Origin of the sequence: Providencia sp. PROV261 (genome assembly GCF_028477945.1) — a bacterium.
GTDB classification, from domain to species: Bacteria; Pseudomonadota; Gammaproteobacteria; order Enterobacterales; family Enterobacteriaceae; genus Providencia; species Providencia stuartii.
The window spans coordinates 25,799-41,523 of record NZ_JAMPMC010000016.1 but is presented as its reverse complement, the minus strand read 5'-3'; the positions used below and the strand labels follow the sequence as shown (position 1 = coordinate 41,523).

At 43.1% G+C, this 15,725-nt stretch carries 13 protein-coding genes and 4 tRNA genes; 12 read left to right on the top strand and 5 right to left on the bottom strand.

The window, feature by feature from the left end:
• Positions 1-5: 5 nt before the first annotated feature.
• The 6 genes from wecG (at position 6) to PR675_RS11490 (ending at position 3,018) form a co-directional block, all read left to right on the top strand.
• Entirely contained in the window at positions 6-743 is a 738-nt protein-coding gene (gene wecG, locus PR675_RS11515) for a lipopolysaccharide N-acetylmannosaminouronosyltransferase (RefSeq protein WP_004915511.1), read from the top strand.
• Between the two features lie 289 nt (positions 744-1,032).
• The gene (gene thrP, locus PR675_RS11510; RefSeq protein WP_004915515.1) at positions 1,033-2,421 is read left to right on the top strand and encodes a bifunctional threonine/serine APC transporter ThrP; all 1,389 of its coding nucleotides are present in this window, start codon (positions 1,033-1,035) and stop codon (positions 2,419-2,421) included.
• Between the two features lie 155 nt (positions 2,422-2,576).
• A tRNA-Arg gene (locus PR675_RS11505) sits at positions 2,577-2,653 on the top strand.
• A gap of 81 nt (positions 2,654-2,734) precedes the next feature.
• Positions 2,735-2,810, top strand: a tRNA-His gene (locus PR675_RS11500).
• A gap of 15 nt (positions 2,811-2,825) precedes the next feature.
• A tRNA-Leu gene (locus PR675_RS11495) sits at positions 2,826-2,911 on the top strand.
• A gap of 30 nt (positions 2,912-2,941) precedes the next feature.
• A tRNA-Pro gene (locus PR675_RS11490) sits at positions 2,942-3,018 on the top strand.
• 1,388 nt (positions 3,019-4,406) lie between these two features.
• Here PR675_RS11490 and hemY read toward each other — a convergent pair.
• Genes hemY through hemC form a run of 4 tightly spaced genes read right to left on the bottom strand, consistent with a single transcriptional unit; the run spans position 4,407 to position 8,529 of the window.
• Positions 4,407-5,600 (bottom strand): protoheme IX biogenesis protein HemY, encoded by a 1,194-nt coding sequence (gene hemY, locus PR675_RS11485; RefSeq protein WP_053110824.1) that lies wholly within the window; start codon positions 5,598-5,600, stop codon positions 4,407-4,409.
• Positions 5,601-5,602: 2 nt separating this feature from the next.
• Positions 5,603-6,829 carry a uroporphyrinogen-III C-methyltransferase gene (gene hemX / locus PR675_RS11480; RefSeq protein ID WP_004915527.1) on the bottom strand — a complete coding sequence of 409 codons (1,227 nt, stop codon included), beginning with the start codon at positions 6,827-6,829 and terminating at the stop codon, positions 5,603-5,605.
• Positions 6,830-6,832: 3 nt separating this feature from the next.
• Positions 6,833-7,588 carry a uroporphyrinogen-III synthase gene (locus PR675_RS11475; RefSeq protein WP_036942617.1) on the bottom strand — a complete coding sequence of 252 codons (756 nt, stop codon included), beginning with the start codon at positions 7,586-7,588 and terminating at the stop codon, positions 6,833-6,835.
• Positions 7,585-8,529: a hydroxymethylbilane synthase gene (gene hemC, locus PR675_RS11470; RefSeq protein WP_004915533.1), complete on the bottom strand. Its 945-nt coding sequence runs from the start codon at positions 8,527-8,529 to the stop codon at positions 7,585-7,587. Before hemC ends, PR675_RS11475 begins: the two co-directional genes overlap by 4 nt.
• 594 nt (positions 8,530-9,123) lie before the next feature.
• Between hemC and PR675_RS11465 the strand changes: the two genes are divergently transcribed.
• Complete coding sequence (locus PR675_RS11465) at positions 9,124-11,694, top strand: class I adenylate cyclase (RefSeq protein WP_042116052.1); 2,571 nt, start codon at positions 9,124-9,126, stop codon at positions 11,692-11,694.
• A gap of 7 nt (positions 11,695-11,701) precedes the next feature.
• Here PR675_RS11465 and cyaY read toward each other — a convergent pair whose 3' ends face one another.
• Positions 11,702-12,019 (bottom strand): iron donor protein CyaY, encoded by a 318-nt coding sequence (gene cyaY / locus PR675_RS11460; protein WP_004915539.1) that lies wholly within the window; start codon positions 12,017-12,019, stop codon positions 11,702-11,704.
• A 276-nt stretch (positions 12,020-12,295) separates the two neighbouring features.
• Between cyaY and lptM the strand changes: the two genes are divergently transcribed.
• From lptM to yigB, 5 genes are read left to right on the top strand one after another with little or no spacing between them, the layout of a single operon-like run.
• Positions 12,296-12,475: an LPS translocon maturation chaperone LptM gene (gene lptM / locus PR675_RS11455; protein WP_004915541.1), complete on the top strand. Its 180-nt coding sequence runs from the start codon at positions 12,296-12,298 to the stop codon at positions 12,473-12,475.
• A gap of 21 nt (positions 12,476-12,496) precedes the next feature.
• Positions 12,497-13,321 (top strand): diaminopimelate epimerase, encoded by an 825-nt coding sequence (gene dapF, locus PR675_RS11450; RefSeq protein ID WP_014657285.1) that lies wholly within the window; start codon positions 12,497-12,499, stop codon positions 13,319-13,321.
• A gap of 27 nt (positions 13,322-13,348) precedes the next feature.
• Positions 13,349-14,053: a DUF484 domain-containing protein gene (locus PR675_RS11445; protein ID WP_004915546.1), complete on the top strand. Its 705-nt coding sequence runs from the start codon at positions 13,349-13,351 to the stop codon at positions 14,051-14,053.
• Positions 14,035-14,964 (top strand): tyrosine recombinase XerC, encoded by a 930-nt coding sequence (gene xerC / locus PR675_RS11440; RefSeq protein ID WP_014657286.1) that lies wholly within the window; start codon positions 14,035-14,037, stop codon positions 14,962-14,964. Before PR675_RS11445 ends, xerC begins: the two co-directional genes overlap by 19 nt.
• Positions 14,964-15,680, top strand: a complete 717-nt coding sequence (gene yigB, locus PR675_RS11435) for a 5-amino-6-(5-phospho-D-ribitylamino)uracil phosphatase YigB (protein WP_004915551.1) — start codon at positions 14,964-14,966, stop codon at positions 15,678-15,680. Before xerC ends, yigB begins: the two co-directional genes overlap by 1 nt.
• Positions 15,681-15,725 lie beyond the last annotated feature (45 nt).

Below are 15,725 nucleotides of genomic sequence, written 5' to 3'. Positions count from 1 at the left end.
GCATTATGGAACAGCAATCTATTCCACAATATAGTATCAGAGGCCACCAAATATGGGGCTTCAAAGATATGACGCATTTTCTGGATCACCTATTTGCAGACGGTGAAACAAAATCAGGTACGCTGGTGGCTATCAATGCTGAAAAAGTGATGACAGCAGAAAAGGATGCGGCATTAAATACGTTGCTTGGGCAAGCGGAATATCTCTATGCAGATGGTATCAGTATTGTGCGCGCTATTCGCCGTAAATACCCTCAAGCGCAAGTCTCTCGTGTAGCGGGAGCTGATCTTTGGGAAGCGTTAATGGAACGCGCAGGGAAAGAAGGCACGCCTGTTTTTTTAGTCGGTGGTAAGCCGGAGATCCTTGAGCAAACAGAGAATAAGCTACGAGCACAGTGGAATGTGAATATTGTTGGCTCACAAAATGGCTATTTTACGGCAGAGGATAGAGATGCTCTGTTTGAGCGAATTCGAGCCAGCGGTGCAAAAATTGTAACAGTCGCGATGGGGTCACCCAAGCAAGAGATCTTAATGCGCGATTGTCGAAAAGTTTACCCAGATGCACTCTATATGGGCGTTGGTGGCACTTACGATGTCTTTACTGGGCACGTAAAACGCGCCCCTAAAGTCTGGCAAAATTTAGGGTTAGAGTGGTTATATCGCTTATTATCTCAGCCGACCCGCATTAAAAGACAGTTTAAATTGTTGAAATTTTTAGCTTACTACTATGGTGGCAAGCTGTAGTTTGGCATAGCATGTCACGGCGTAAGTTACCTTTATTGCGCTGTGACATGTCACCATCTTGTCAATTTTCACCTCCCTTTAATAACATAAACGTTACTTCTGGTCTCTTTCTTCAATTATTCCTATAATTCATCAAAAATACATGTAAGTTACGAGCTTTCGGTTCAAACACTGAAATATGTCATTTTTTTCGACTGATAAAACAGTCTTTTTATGAATATTGATTGTGCTTATTACTATAAATACTCATAAGCCATGATTTATCTTTTTTGTTACGACAGGGGAATTTATGGAGAATTCACAGCAAGGGCTACAGCGAGGCTTAGAGGCACGTCATATTGAGCTGATTGCACTAGGTGGAACAATCGGTGTTGGCCTTTTTATGGGATCAGCGAGCACCTTAAAGTGGGCAGGTCCTTCAGTATTGTTAGCCTATATTATTGCAGGCATTTTTGTCTTTTTTATTATGCGCTCAATGGGGGAAATGTTGTTTGTAGAGCCTGTGACAGGCTCTTTTGCTGCCTTTGGTTATAAATATTTAAGCCCATTTTGGGGATGTTTAACGGCGTGGGGCTACTGGTTTATGTGGGTGGCTGTGGGTATCTCAGAGATCACCGCCATCGGCTCTTATGCTTCCTATTGGTTCCCCGATGCACCTCAGTGGGTATTTGCCTTAACCGCTGTTATCTTGGTGGCCTTAGCGAACCTTGCGGCGGTTAGGTTGTATGGTGAGCTAGAATTTTGGTTTGCGATGATAAAGGTGACAACTATTGTTGTCATGATTTTAATCGGCTTAGGGCTAATATTCCTTGGGATCGGTAACCATTTTGAGCCAATAGGCCTTGGTAATTTAACAGAGCATGGCGGTTTTTTTGCGGGGGGTTGGAAAGGGTTCCTGTTTGCATTATGTATTGTTGTCGCTTCTTACCAAGGGGTAGAGCTAGTGGGGATCACCGCCGGTGAAGCTAAAAATCCACAGGTTACGTTGAAAAAGGCGATCAATAATATTCTATGGCGTATTTTAATTTTTTATGTCGGCGCCATTTTTATTGTCGTGACTTTGTTTCCTTGGACTGAAGTTGGTCAACAAGGTAGCCCATTTGTACTGACCTTTGCGAAAGTTGGTATTGTTTCGGCGGCGGCTGTCATTAACTTTGTCGTACTAACTGCCGCGTTGTCCGGTTGTAATAGTGGCATGTACAGTGGAGGGCGAATGCTGTATGCGTTAGCTCAAAACAAGCAACTACCACCTTCATTATTGAAACTCACACGTAATGGCGTGCCAGCGCGCTGTGTTGGCTTCACGATACTGTGCCTATTAGTCGGCTCAAGTTTAAATTATATTATTCCTGACTCAGAGAAAGTCTTTGTTTATGTCTATAGTGCGAGCGTTCTACCCGGTATGGTGCCTTGGTTGGTTATTTTGACTAGTCAGCTCCGCTTTCGTCAGCAAAACAAAGATAAGCTAGCTCAACACCCATTTAAATCCATTTTATTTCCTTGGGTGAACTATGCCACCTTACTGTTTTTAGTTTGTGTGTTGGTAGGGATGGCGATTAACCCTGAGACGCGGTTATCGTTAATTGTTGGCGCTATCTTTTTAGCGGTAGTGTCTATCCTGTACTTTTTGCTCCGGATCATCAATCGTGGTAAAGGCGATAGTACAATCCACTCTTGATGATATTTTTATTTAACATTTTCGTGATAAAGAGAGGAAAAATGCTCTCTTTATCGACAAAACGAGCAAAAGGCAAGCAATCGATATTTTTATTGAAAAAAGGACTAGACAGGGAGTGATTAAATCCGTACTATCCACACCCGCAACGGCGTTAAGCGCCCGTAGCTCAGCTGGATAGAGCGCTGCCCTCCGGAGGCAGAGGTCTCAGGTTCGAATCCTGTCGGGCGCGCCATTAAATTAGCGTGCGGCTACGGTTGGCAAGACAATGTTGTATGTAGTATAATAGCAACACTTTGAATAAAGTGAAGTTATGGTGGCTATAGCTCAGTTGGTAGAGCCCTGGATTGTGATTCCAGTTGTCGTGGGTTCGAGTCCCATTAGCCACCCCATTCTTTTGTGACATTGCGAGGGTGGCGGAATTGGTAGACGCGCTAGCTTCAGGTGTTAGTGTCCTCAGGACGTGGGGGTTCAAGTCCCCCCTTTCGCACCACGAAAAGAGTGAAGAAAATTCAAATAGTATCGGCGAGTAGCGCAGCTTGGTAGCGCAACTGGTTTGGGACCAGTGGGTCGGAGGTTCGAATCCTCTCTCGCCGACCAAATTTAGAAAACCCCGCTTTGAATAAGCGGGGTTTTTGCTTTTTAGCGCATACCCATTATCGGCGGAATCAATCCTTTTCCTCTCCTAGCTTATCTAATCTTTCGCACTTGATTGTTGTGTGGTCATTATCCCTCGACCTGAAATGTTGTTTACTTCCCTATGTTTTTCACTGTTTTTAAATGCAGACTGGACGTGCTATTTGGGGGGAATAAACTATCTCTAATTAATTGCTTTTATTGGTTATTTTTCATTGATAATAGTTGATGTCGTAAAATAGATACAAAGCTATATTTTGCTGTCTCCAAATGGAGACATATAACATCATGATTTATATTAATAAATAACTAATAGTTATTTGGTGTCTCTGAATTGAGACAGCGAAGTCGGGCTGTCGTCATGATGGATAGCGAGTATCGCTGGCTAAAATAGTGGATATTTGAAAAAAACGATGTCATCTCGCAGGCTTGCTAAAAAAACGGGATAAAAAATAGCCATATTTCTGTTTTGGAAAAGTTGGCACGCATCCTGCATTACTTATTATGTAGATGCTCATTCCACTCATTATGATAGCAATGCTTCATAAATCTAGGAATGATGCAAAGCCGATTATCGGTGCCTATTGTCCAATATAGATGAACAAGAGCTCATCCTCTTCTCATCAACCCATGGACGAAACGTTGAGTGAGGCACCATCCGTCTGTAGACCTGATTGTATATTTACACCTGTCATTGTTGGCAGGTGTTTTTTTTTTGCATGCGAACTCATCAGCCAAAACTGATCCCCTCTTGAACCGTATTTTGTTGCTTGAGGAAATCAGTTCACATCATACATTAGATTAATTTTTTCTGTTACAGAACCATTTGCTAAACCAACGAGTAATGTAGGTATAGCAAAGAATAATGAATGTAATGATGAAGATGTCTTTGTTTAAATCAACGGTATTGAAACCGATAATCGTGATAAAAACAAAGGGTGACAAAATGAGAAGTAAAAGATCAAAAAATATTTGCAGTCGATTTGGGGTTGCAATAATCCAGCACCAAATAGTTTTAATTACATTCATGTAGATATCCTGAGTCCGGTTAAATCAAAGGCAATGTATTATTTATACACTATGTAAATGATATATTACAGAACAACAGTTGCTTTGTTTGATGTTATGCGAAAATCAATTATTTTTCAGCTTTATTTGTGCGCTTTTAATTTCATAATGCACAGTTAAGTTCTTTTTTAGATGGGTTTAATAAGTAGGTTGGCTATTAATCATAAGATGGTTAATAAAAAATATTCAATTAACTATGATTCTTTTTAGAAGGAATAATAACAAATAAAAAGCTCCGCATATGAACGGAGCTTTTTTATTATAAATATTTATTGCTACGGTTATTAACTTCGATCTTTCTTCAGTGAATGTAGCAACGCTTCTTGGCGAATTTTTGCAGCTTCTTCGGCTTTATGTAGCTTATCTAGCGCATCGGCTAGCCAAGCGGCGTCGTGTGCATCGAAACGCTGTGCTAATGCTGCTTTGAAATAAGACTCCGCGTGTTCCCATTGCGCATGCTGCAAGGCGATTTGCCCCATTGTGCTATTGAGTAATGGCGTTGCTCCAGATTGTTTAACCAACTGTTTTAACACTTTTTCCAGTTGCTCTGGTTTATCACTACGTAGCCTTGGGGCTAACAGTAATAAGCGCTCATCATATTGTTGCTTTAAGCCATCAATAATAATTTTCTCAGCGCTTTCCATGTCATTACATTCAATTAAATGTTCAGCTAAGAAAGATTGTAATGCGATTTCATGGCGAATTTTACGCGGCTGTGCTTTCCACCAATCTTTAAGACCTTCGCTACCGTTTTCTGCCATACACTGGTTCATTAACCCCTTATAAGCTTTGAGCTTTAAGGCTTCTAACTCATCTTCACTGTGCAGCTGGACTTTTGCCATGACAGGCAGTAGCTCAATCAGTGCTTGATAAGCGCCAGAACGTAGATAGGCTTGCTCGGCAAGGCGTAAAATCTCAGGGTGTCTTGGGGCTTGATCAAGAAGTTTGTCGATGCCAGTTCGAGCCGCATAGACCTCATCTTCCGCTAATTGAATACGAACACGGCTGATATCTACAGGCAGTTGATCACTGCCAGCCACTTCTGCGGCTCTATTGAGATATTGGTGAGTTCGGTATTCATCACCACGCTGTTGCGCGGCTTCAGCAGCCAGTAAGTAGTTGATAACAGGCTGTTGAGAGAAGTCAGCATGCTTACTCATCAACTTTTCGACTTGATCGAAATCCCCTTCAGCTAGCTTTAAGAGGGCTTTTTGGGTTTGCGAGTGCGCTTTATGGTACTTACGACCACTCACCCAGCCTTTAGTCCGAGAGGTTGTGCTGATAAAACGACGATAGCACCAACCTAAAAAGAGCAATACGAATTGTAGTAATATAAAAGACAGAACTAAACTGGTGACACTGGTCGTAATGTCATAATTATCTGTACGGATGAAGACATAGCCTTGGTGACCGGCTAATAGCGGCCCTAAGATAATGCCTGCGATCAGAACAATAAAGAGGATGAATACTTTAATCATAATTACCCCTTCTGCTCATTAGTTGGTGCTGTAACGACCGAACTTTCTGATTTTTCGGGTTTAGCCTCAGTTTCAGAAGGTTGTTTTTCCTCCTTTACTGCGGGGGTTGCTGACGCTTTTGCACTTTCCTCTGATTGGGCAAGTAGGTTACGAACACGTGCCTGCATAACTTTTTCAAGTTTTGGCTGACTTTCTAATGTATCAGGCATTTCAGTGTCGATTGATTGATTAAGTAACTCATCAACTTCAGCAAGGAAAGCTTTGGTTGCCGGTGCATTCACATCAAAATAGGCACGTACCCAAGTAGAGACTTGCTCTAAAGATTGCTTATAGGTCTCTTCTTGATAGCGAGGAACCGCTTGTGCAGCAATGAGTAATTGAGAACGAATGTTTTCACGTAAATAGATGTCCTGATTTGGCGCAAGTAGTGGCGCTTCAGAGCCATCACGAGCACGTACAGTAATAAAATCACTGGTAAAGCTTTTCCAACTGCGTGATAAGTTCTGTTTCCAGTCGGCAATATCACCGGAGACCTGTTCGTCATCATCAACTTTGGCATCACCGCTATTGATATCGTTTAGGCGCAAGTTGTCAACTTCATTACTTAACTGGTTCAAACGTAGAATAATACCGTCGTAATCGACTTGGTTGATAGCCGCTAAGCTAGCAATATCATTTTTAATCGCTTTACGAATATCCAAAAGGCTAGGATCATTCATCTCTGCAAGGCTGGAATCGGCGCTTTTCAAAAGTACGGCGGCAGTAACTGGGTCGTGATCATTCCACAATTTTCTGCCTGCCATTTTGACCATAAAGTCAGCTTGCGCCAGTAACCAGCTTTTTACGTCTGAACTGGATAATGCATTGACGTGCGCTTGTAGCTCTTGCATACGGCGGTTTAGTTGATCTTCATACTCGCGAGCTTGTGAGCTTAGTGCTGACTGTGAAGCGACCAGAGAATCTAAACGTTGCCTATCCGCTTTTTGTTGTTCAATTAATTCACTCAACTGTTTTTTTAACTCACTATTTTCATTAGCGAGTTGTGTATTACTTTGTTGAGTAAAATAATAAATACCACCGCCGATAGCGATGATAATAGCGATAGCGATGGCACTACCGATGAGACCAGAACGTTTTTGCTCCGAAGACGGCTTAGTTTGGCGGTTGTTTGGGGTATCCGCGACAGTATCGTTGTTGACCGTTTCGGTAGATTTATTGTGTTCCGTCATAAATTAGCATCCCATGTCGGTTGAGAGTAATGCTTCTAATAAAGCATTATTATCTGCGCTATTTGCCACACAGACCTGTTGCCAGCCAATTTGGCGAGCTTGGTCTGCAATCCGTTCGCTGACAACCAATAAACGGCGATTAAACCACCATGCTTTTGTATTTTCAGCGATCAATTCATTTAATAAGGCTAACATTTGACCACTACTGATAACAATATCTGTAATGCCCTTATTAACCCATTGTTGATTAAACTCTGCTTTATCATACAAAACAGGGTGTCTTGTATAACATTCGCAATATTCCACCTGCGCTCCCCTAGACCGTAACGTAGAGGCGAGGAGTTCCCTACCACCATTGCCCCGTAAGAGCAGCGCACGTTTCCCTTCAAGAAACTGTAATTCAGGAAGGCTTAGCAATGCTTCGCTGGTTTCGCCATGCTCAGGCCAGCGGATCATTTTGTTTGTTAGCGCCTCAAAATACTGACCAGTTGAACGACCGATCCCATAATAGGATAACTTATCTGACCAGTTGCGTCCCGCTTGTTTAAGGGTTAAATCTGCATACCAGACCGCATTTTTAGATAAAAGAAAAACTAAATCATTTTGAGTGAGCTGTTGAAGACGTGATCCGAGTAAGTCTAATTCAGCCCCCGGCCCCACCTGAATAAGTGGCAAAGCGAATGCTTCTGCCCCTTTTGCTTTGATGGCAGCAACAAGCTCAGAGCCAGCAGGCTCCGGCCGAGTGACTAATACCTTCATGCTGGCGGATTTCCTTGGTAAACTTCCGCCAGTATTTCACGTGCACCTTTATCAAGCAGCTCCTCAGCGAGGGAGATACCTGCTTGAGTGGCTTGCTCTGGTGTGGTTAAACGTTCCCCACGGATAACTTGACTGCCATCAGGCGCGCCAACTAGTGCACGTAGCCAAATTTGTCCATCTTGCCAAATTGCATAGCTACCGATAGGCACTTGGCAGCCGCCTTCAAGGCGCATGTTCATTGCACGTTCAGCAAGCACACAGACAGAAGTATTATCATCATTAAGCTTTTCAAGTAGTTGGCGAGTGCGTTCATCATCTAGGCGGCATTCGATGCCCACCGCACCTTGCCCAACTGCGGGCAGAGATTGCTCAGGTGCTAATGCTGTACGAATTCGCGCTTCTAGACCTAACCGTTTCAGCCCAGCGACAGCCAAAATGATGGCATCATATTCCCCGTTATCCAGCTTTGAGAGACGCGTACCAACATTACCTCGTAGGTCACGGATAACAAGGTCAGGACGTAGTTCCCTTAATTGGCATTGGCGGCGTAGGCTGGATGTACCAACGACACTGCCCGCCGGTAGTGCATCAAGACTATCATATTGATTAGACACGAAAGCATCGCGGGGATCTTCACGTTCACAAATTGTCACCAGCCCTAGGCCCTCAGGGAATTCAACGGGAACATCTTTCATTGAGTGAACGGCAATATCGGCCCGTTTTTCCAGCAGGGCAAGCTCCAGCTCTTTAACAAATAGGCCTTTACCGCCGACTTTGGCGAGTGGCGTATCTAGAATGATATCGCCTTTAGTGACCATGGGAACTAGCTCAACTTGTAAGCCTGGATGAAATTGCTCTAGCTTCTCTTTAACAAAGTAAGCTTGCCACAGAGCTAAAGGGCTTTTACGTGTTGCAATACGGACAATATTCGTTGATGTCATTTCGCTGCTTTCTCAGGCATAAACTGCCATAGATTAACCATACAATTATCCCTAGTTTTAACATTTTAGCGATGGGTTTTCCAGTTAGGGCCTCCTAAACCCTCCGTTTATAGAGCGCATTATTCATAAAAATCTTCTCTTTATGATTGAGATAAATAAGAGGGAGCCATCGTAAACAGAGAGTGCCATCCCTATTTTTTTAGCTATTTGTGCTGTGCAGGGAGTAAAAAAGTTTCAATTTACGTCAATCTAGTGGTGAAGCGTTCAAGCATAGGCGCAATGCGAATTAGATTTGAAATAGGCGCTGGATGTATGTTTTTTGAACGAACAATTTGTTATTATTCCATTGATAAACAAGGGATATTCGGGGGTTATAAAAAATAAAAAGCCTTTTTATACAATATGTTGAAAATTAATTTGTATCAAAAATACACAGATAAAATTATGTGATCTACTTTACCCTTTTGCTGCAAGGTGTTAAATTGATCACGTTTCCGACAATTCATTTGAAAAAAATTTTAAATATATTTCTATCTGTTGGGTGCTGGGTTTTACCCAGATTTGTTGTTAAGTTCATTCAGCCAGGCGTATCCCTTGTATCTCTATATTGAAACTTTAAAGCAGAGACTTGATGCGATAAACCAACTTCGGTTAGATCGCGCGACAGCGTCAATGGATGAAACCTTTTGTAAGGTTTACAGCCTGCTGCCTGTCTTGTTTCATTATCATCACCCTATGATACCGGGTTATATCGAAGGGAATGTCCCTTATGGCGTTTGCTTCTTCACCCCCGACAATGACCAAAAACTTTGGTTATCCCAATTTGGCAAGTATCTTCCCAACGCAGAAAAAGCGAATGGTGAGTTACCGATAACGGGAATTTACTCGATGGGTAGCACCTCCTCAGTTGGCCAAAGCCAATGCTCCGATATTGATATCTGGGTCTGCCATCCCTCATGGTTAGATAACGAAGAGAAACGCCTGCTACAAAAAAAATGTACCTTAATCGAGCAGTGGGCAGCTTCTTTAGGCATTGATGTGACAGTCTTCTTAATCGATGAAAACCGTTTTCGCCATCATGCTAGCGGGCATATCGGTGGGGAAGATTGTGGTTCAACACAACATATTTTATTGCTGGATGAATTTTACCGCACCGCAGTACGTATGGCAGGTAAAAGATTGTTATGGACTATGGTGCCAGTTGAAGAAGAGCATCATTACGATGAATATGTTATGGCGCTTTATGCACAAGGTGTATTGACGCCAAATGAATGGCTCGATCTCGGTGGGTTAGGGGAGTTGTCAGCGGCCGAATATTTCGGGGCTAGCTTATGGCAATTATATAAGAGTGTCGATTCCCCTTATAAAGCCGTCTTAAAAAGTTTACTTCTCGAGTCTTATTCGTGGGATTACCCAAAAGGTAAGTTATTGGCATTAGAATTTAAACGGCATCTTCATGCGGGTGAGATAGTTTGTTACGGTCTAGACTCGTATTGTTTGATGTTAGAACGTGTCACCCGTTATTTAATTGAAATAAATGATACCACCCGTCTTGATTTAATCCGCCGCTGTTTCTACCTCAAAGTCTGTGAAAAATTATCTAAAGATACAGAAAATGAATGCTCTGGCTGGCGACGCGATGTGCTATCTCAGTTAGTTGAATCATGGGGATGGGGTGCTGAACGCTTAGCGATGTTAGATTCGCGTAGTCAATGGAAAATTGAACGAGTTCGTGAAGCACACAATGAATTGCTCGATACGATGATGCAAAGCTATCGTAATTTAATCCGTTTTGCGCGTCGTAATAATTTAAGCGTCAGTGCTAGCCCACAAGATATTGGCGTATTGACGCGTAAGTTATACGCAGCGTTTGAAGCGCTACCGGGTAAAGTGACGTTAGTGAACCCACAAATATCACCGGATCTTAGTGAGCAACACCTCACATTTATTTATGTTCCGCCGGGTCGTGCGAATCGTAGTGGTTGGTACTTATATAACCAAGCTCCGTATATTGAAACCATTATTGGTCATCAGCCGCTCGAATATAACCGTTATTTAAATAAACTCGTCGCATGGGCTTATTTTAATGGGTTATTGACCGAAAATACTCAGGTGTATATGCATCATGGGCAATCTCAGTGTGATGAGAAGAAATTATTGGAGTTGATGCATGACGTATCAGGGCACTTCCCGATACGCCTACCAGCACCGACGCCCAAAGCATTATATAGCCCCTGTGAAATTCGCCATTTGGCTATCATTGTCAATTTAGAGCAAGACCCCACCCAAGTTTATTCGAATCAAGTTGTGCATTTTGATTTTAGAAAATTAGATGTCTTTAGCTTTGGTCAAGAGCAGCGTTGTCTTATCGGCAGTATTGATTTGCTGTATCGCAACTCATGGAATGAGGTGAGAACGCTTCACTTTAGTGGCGAGCAGTGCATGTTAGAAGCACTTAAAACCATTTTAGGTAAGATGCACCAAGATGCCGCGCCACCAGACGCTGTAGAGGTGTTCTGCTACAGTGAGCATTTGCGTGGGCTAGTCAGAACGCGTGTGCAGCAATTGGTATCAGAGTGTATTGATTTGCGTTTATCAAGTAACCGTAATGATCCGGGGCGTTTCAAAGCCCTGCGCATTGCCGGACAGACATGGGGCTTGTTCTTTGAACGCTTAAACGTCTCTGTTCAGAAGCTCGAAAATGCGGTGGAGTTTTATGGTGCTATTTCGCATAACAAACTCCATGGTTGGCCAGTAAAACTCAATGCGAAAGAGAACAACCATTTACCAGCGGTTGTCGATGGTTATGCAAGTGAAGGGATCGTACAGTTTTTCTTTGAGAATACAGCGGATAACACAGGGTTTAATATTTATGTGTTGGATGAAGCCAACCGTGTTGAGATCTACTCACATTGTGAAGGCTCTAAAGAAGAGTTGGTGCGTGATGTGAGCCGCTTCTACTCCTCATCTCATGATCGCTTCACATACGGTGCAAGCTTTATTAATTTTAACCTGCCACAGTTTTATCAAATCGTAAACCATCAAGGCAAAAGCCAAGTTATCCCCTTTTCGGGAGGCTCTTGGCCCTTCGATATCGAAAAAGATGAGATGACACACTCAGAGCATTTTGAGTCATCACCTCATCATCGCGCACACTACTATTAATGAGCCTTTAAAATGCGAAAGGTTCACCACTTTGTGTAGCAATCGCCTGTGCAAGCATATCTGTAAAACGTTGGCCTGAACGGTCGCATACCCAGTCGTTATCTTTATAATCGTAGTGATAGCCCCCCTGTTTCGTGGCGAGCCAAATTTGGTGGAAAGGTTCTTGTCGGTTGATGATGATTTTGCTGCCATCTTCAAAACTGAGCGTCATTACGCCACCATTCGTTTCACAATCGATATCCGCATCGCCGTCATAATTATCCAAATGCTCTTCGATTGAAGCCATCATTTGGTCGGCAAGTTGGTGAAATTCACTATCATTCACGGTTAGTTCCCTATTTGTTTAAATCATTCGCTAGTGGAAATTATAGGTGTGAACATCAATGGGGGTCAATTGACGGTAGAAATGTACCGGTACCCTCTGATTTTCCATGATGGCAGTTAAAACATTTGTTGGTGGCTCCCCTTTTAAGCATTATGCTATTGTGGATGGGGAACAAAATCACGACTCAATTGATGAACAATAGTGATTTGCAAAGGCAGCCCTGTTAATCTGTTACCTTATTCAGACGTCACAAGTTAGTTTTACAGGCGAAATATAATGAAAAAAAGTTTAGTTGGACTCTCTGCGCTTATTATTTTGTTCACTCTTTCTGGTTGTGGCTTAAAAGGCCCTCTTTATTTCCCACCAGAAGATAAGGCGACATCATCACAATCATCTGATGAAACACAAAATAGCACAGCGGCAGATTCGCGAGTGTCGACCTCAAACCAACAATAAGCTGCTGCGATGGAGCGGAATATGCAATTTTCTAAAATGCATGGCTTAGGTAATGACTTCATGGTTGTTGATGGTGTCACTCAGAATGTTTACTTTTCTCCTGAGTTGATTAGCCGTCTTGCTGATAGACATACTGGGGTTGGTTTTGACCAATTACTGTTAGTTGAGGCGCCTTATGATCCTGATTTAGACTTCCATTACCGCATTTTTAATGCAGATGGCAGTGAAGTCGCACAATGTGGGAATGGCGCCCGCTGTTTTGCTCGTTTTGTGCGTTTGAAAGGGCTAACAAATAAACAAAAGATTAAGGTCAGTACCCAATCTGGACGTATGGTATTGACAATCAATGAAAATGACGATGTTTGCGTGAACATGGGAGAGCCGGAGTTTGAGCCTCAGAAAGTACCGTTTCGCGCCATCAAAGCGGAAAAGACCTATATTATTCGCGCTTTAGAACGTACAGTGTTATGTGGTGTTGTTTCAATGGGCAATCCCCATTGTGTGATCCAAGTTGAAAGCGTCAAAACGGCGGAAGTGGAAATTTTAGGCCCTGTATTGGAGAGCCATGAACGTTTCCCTGAGCGAACCAATGTTGGTTTTATGGAAATCGTCAGTGCTCACCATATCCGTTTGCGGGTGTTTGAACGTGGTGCCGGCGAAACACAAGCCTGTGGCAGTGGTGCATGTGCGGCGGTCGCGATTGGCATTCAGCAAGGGTTACTGGCTAATCAGGTAAAAGTTGATTTACCGGGTGGCTCACTCGACATAAGTTGGAATGGTCCAGGCACTCCGTTATATATGACAGGCCCTGCCAGTCATGTTTATGATGGTGTGATCCAGCTCTAAGCTTTATTCAATTATCAAGAGGTTATAATGGATAAACCGGAAGTAGCACTAGACAGCCCTTATCAAATTGATGATAGCCAAGTGGTGCGTTACTTACAGGAACAGCCAGATTTCTTTATCCGTAATGCCTCGCTTATTGAACAGCTTACAATCCCACATGCTATTCAGGGAGCCATTTCGCTCCCTGAAGCCGTCATGAACCGTCAACGTTTGAAAATCAAACAACTCGAACAAGATATCTGTTTCATGGTTGAACAGGCTCATGAAAACGGTCAACTATTTGATGAATTGCTGTATTTAGTGATTGAGATGTCAATGGCGCAGAGCCTGAGTGACATGTTAAACAGTTTGAATCGCTGGGCGAAAAAATTAGGTCTATCCGGGGCGTCTGTGCGTCTATTTAGTGATTGCTGGCGGCTATCTGCTCCGCTTGATGCCCAAGCACTTGTCGTGTCTCGACGTGCATTTGAGTCGATTCGTATTCAGCGTTTCGGTGATAAGACCCACTATTTAGGTCATTTAAACGGCCCTGAAATACAACTTTTACTGCCTGATGCCATGAATGTGGCGTCAGTGGCTATCTCACTATTTGGTCATCATGGGGAGTCTGGCATGGTGATATTCACGAGTCGCGACCGAGATCACTATCAACAGGGTATGGGAACGGTTATGTTAGAGAAAGTGGCTCAAATTCTACCGAGGTTACTTTGCCGATGGATAGAGCGCCTATAACCCCCCAGCCACAAGGGCTGATGAACCAAGTCGAAGCATTTTTACGTTATTTACAAATTGAGCGTAGGCTCAGCCCTGTCACTATCACCAATTATCGCCGTCAACTCACGGTGGTGGTAGAGATGCTGAATGAAATGAACGTCAGCGAATGGCGGCAATTAGATGCCACGAAAGCGCGCAACGTGGCAGCAAAAAGTCGTCGTAAAGGCTTACAAGCTGCCAGTATGGCATTACGTTTATCGGCATTGCGGAGTTTCTGTGATTGGATGGTGCAACAAGATAAGCTTTCTGCAAATCCAGTGACTGCCGTCCATGCACCAAAGGCCAAAAAACGTTTACCCAAAAATATGGATGTGGATGAAGTTTCAAAGTTGCTGAGCATGGAAAGCGGCGACCCGCTGGTGGTCCGTGATAGGACAATGTTAGAAGTGATGTATGGTGCGGGGTTACGTTTATCTGAATTGGTTGGGTTAGATGTTCGTCATTTAGACCTCGCGATGGGTGAGGTCAGAGTGATGGGGAAAGGGAGTAAAGAGCGTAAGATCCCATTAGGCAAAACCGCAGTGAGCTGGTTAAAGCGTTGGTTAGAAATGCGAGAGCTGTACGAGCCGGAAGATGGTGCCGTTTTTATCTCTACAAAGAGTGGTAAACGCATATCTAACCGTAATGTTCAAAAGCGCTTTGAGCAATGGGGGATCAAACAAGGGGTTAATAGCCACATTAACCCTCATAAATTGCGTCACTCATTTGCAACACATATCCTTGAATCAAGTGGTAATTTACGCGGTGTGCAAGAGTTGCTCGGTCATGCAAATTTATCGACGACACAAATCTACACACACCTAGATTTCCAGCATCTGGCTAATGTTTATGATGTGGCTCATCCCAGAGCAAAAAGGGAGAAACCTTAATGCATTTTTACCGTCCGTTATCACCTATTCAGGCCATTACGTTTGACTTAGATGATACATTGTATGACAACCATCCGGTCATTGATAAAACGGAAGAAGAAGTGTTACGTTTTGTCCGTGAATATGATGCGCAGTTTAATCATTTTACCCATGATGACTTGTACACTTTTCGCAATATTGTGGCGAAGCAAGAGCCTGATATTTGCCATGACATCACGCGTTGGCGTTGGTTATCATCGAAAATGATGTTTTGCCACTATGGGTACAGCCGTGAAGACGCGCAAAAAGGGGCGGATGACCTCATGGCTCATTTTACTTATTGGCGTAATCAAATCGATGTTCCTGAATCCACTCACCAAACACTCACTCAGTTAGCCAAAAAATTGCCATTGGTAGCAATTACTAACGGTAATGCAGAGCCTGATGCGTGTGGATTAGGGCAATATTTTCAGTTTGTATTAAAAGCTGGCCCGGATGGGCGCTCGAAACCCTATTGTGATATGTATCGGTTAGCCGCTCAAAAGTTAGCACTGGAGCCTCATGCCATTTTGCATGTTGGCGATAATTTGCTGACTGATGTCGAAGGTGCGATCCGCAGTGGTATGCAAGCTTGTTGGATCAATGTCGACAATAAGACGCTGATGGAAGAAAAAGATGTCCGCTTATTGCCGCATGTTGAAATTTCTCAGTTGGCTTCTCTATTGTCACTGGTATAATCATTTTTCTGTATAAAAACACAGTGGTCATCGCCACTGTTCTGC

What these genes read in the sequence shown, in the direction of transcription:
- wecG (WP_004915511.1), top strand. Translation starts at nt 6, where the DNA reads ATGGAACAGCAATCTATTCCACAATATAGTATCAGAGGCCACCAAATA.
- thrP (WP_004915515.1), top strand. Translation starts at nt 1,033, where the DNA reads ATGGAGAATTCACAGCAAGGGCTACAGCGAGGCTTAGAGGCACGTCAT.
- hemY (WP_053110824.1), bottom strand. Translation starts at nt 5,600, where the DNA reads ATGATTAAAGTATTCATCCTCTTTATTGTTCTGATCGCAGGCATTATC.
- hemX (WP_004915527.1), bottom strand. Translation starts at nt 6,829, where the DNA reads ATGACGGAACACAATAAATCTACCGAAACGGTCAACAACGATACTGTC.
- PR675_RS11475 (WP_036942617.1), bottom strand. Translation starts at nt 7,588, where the DNA reads ATGAAGGTATTAGTCACTCGGCCGGAGCCTGCTGGCTCTGAGCTTGTT.
- hemC (WP_004915533.1), bottom strand. Translation starts at nt 8,529, where the DNA reads ATGACATCAACGAATATTGTCCGTATTGCAACACGTAAAAGCCCTTTA.
- lptM (WP_004915541.1), top strand. Translation starts at nt 12,296, where the DNA reads ATGAAAAAAAGTTTAGTTGGACTCTCTGCGCTTATTATTTTGTTCACT.
- dapF (WP_014657285.1), top strand. Translation starts at nt 12,497, where the DNA reads ATGCAATTTTCTAAAATGCATGGCTTAGGTAATGACTTCATGGTTGTT.
- PR675_RS11445 (WP_004915546.1), top strand. Translation starts at nt 13,349, where the DNA reads ATGGATAAACCGGAAGTAGCACTAGACAGCCCTTATCAAATTGATGAT.
- xerC (WP_014657286.1), top strand. Translation starts at nt 14,035, where the DNA reads ATGGATAGAGCGCCTATAACCCCCCAGCCACAAGGGCTGATGAACCAA.
- yigB (WP_004915551.1), top strand. Translation starts at nt 14,964, where the DNA reads ATGCATTTTTACCGTCCGTTATCACCTATTCAGGCCATTACGTTTGAC.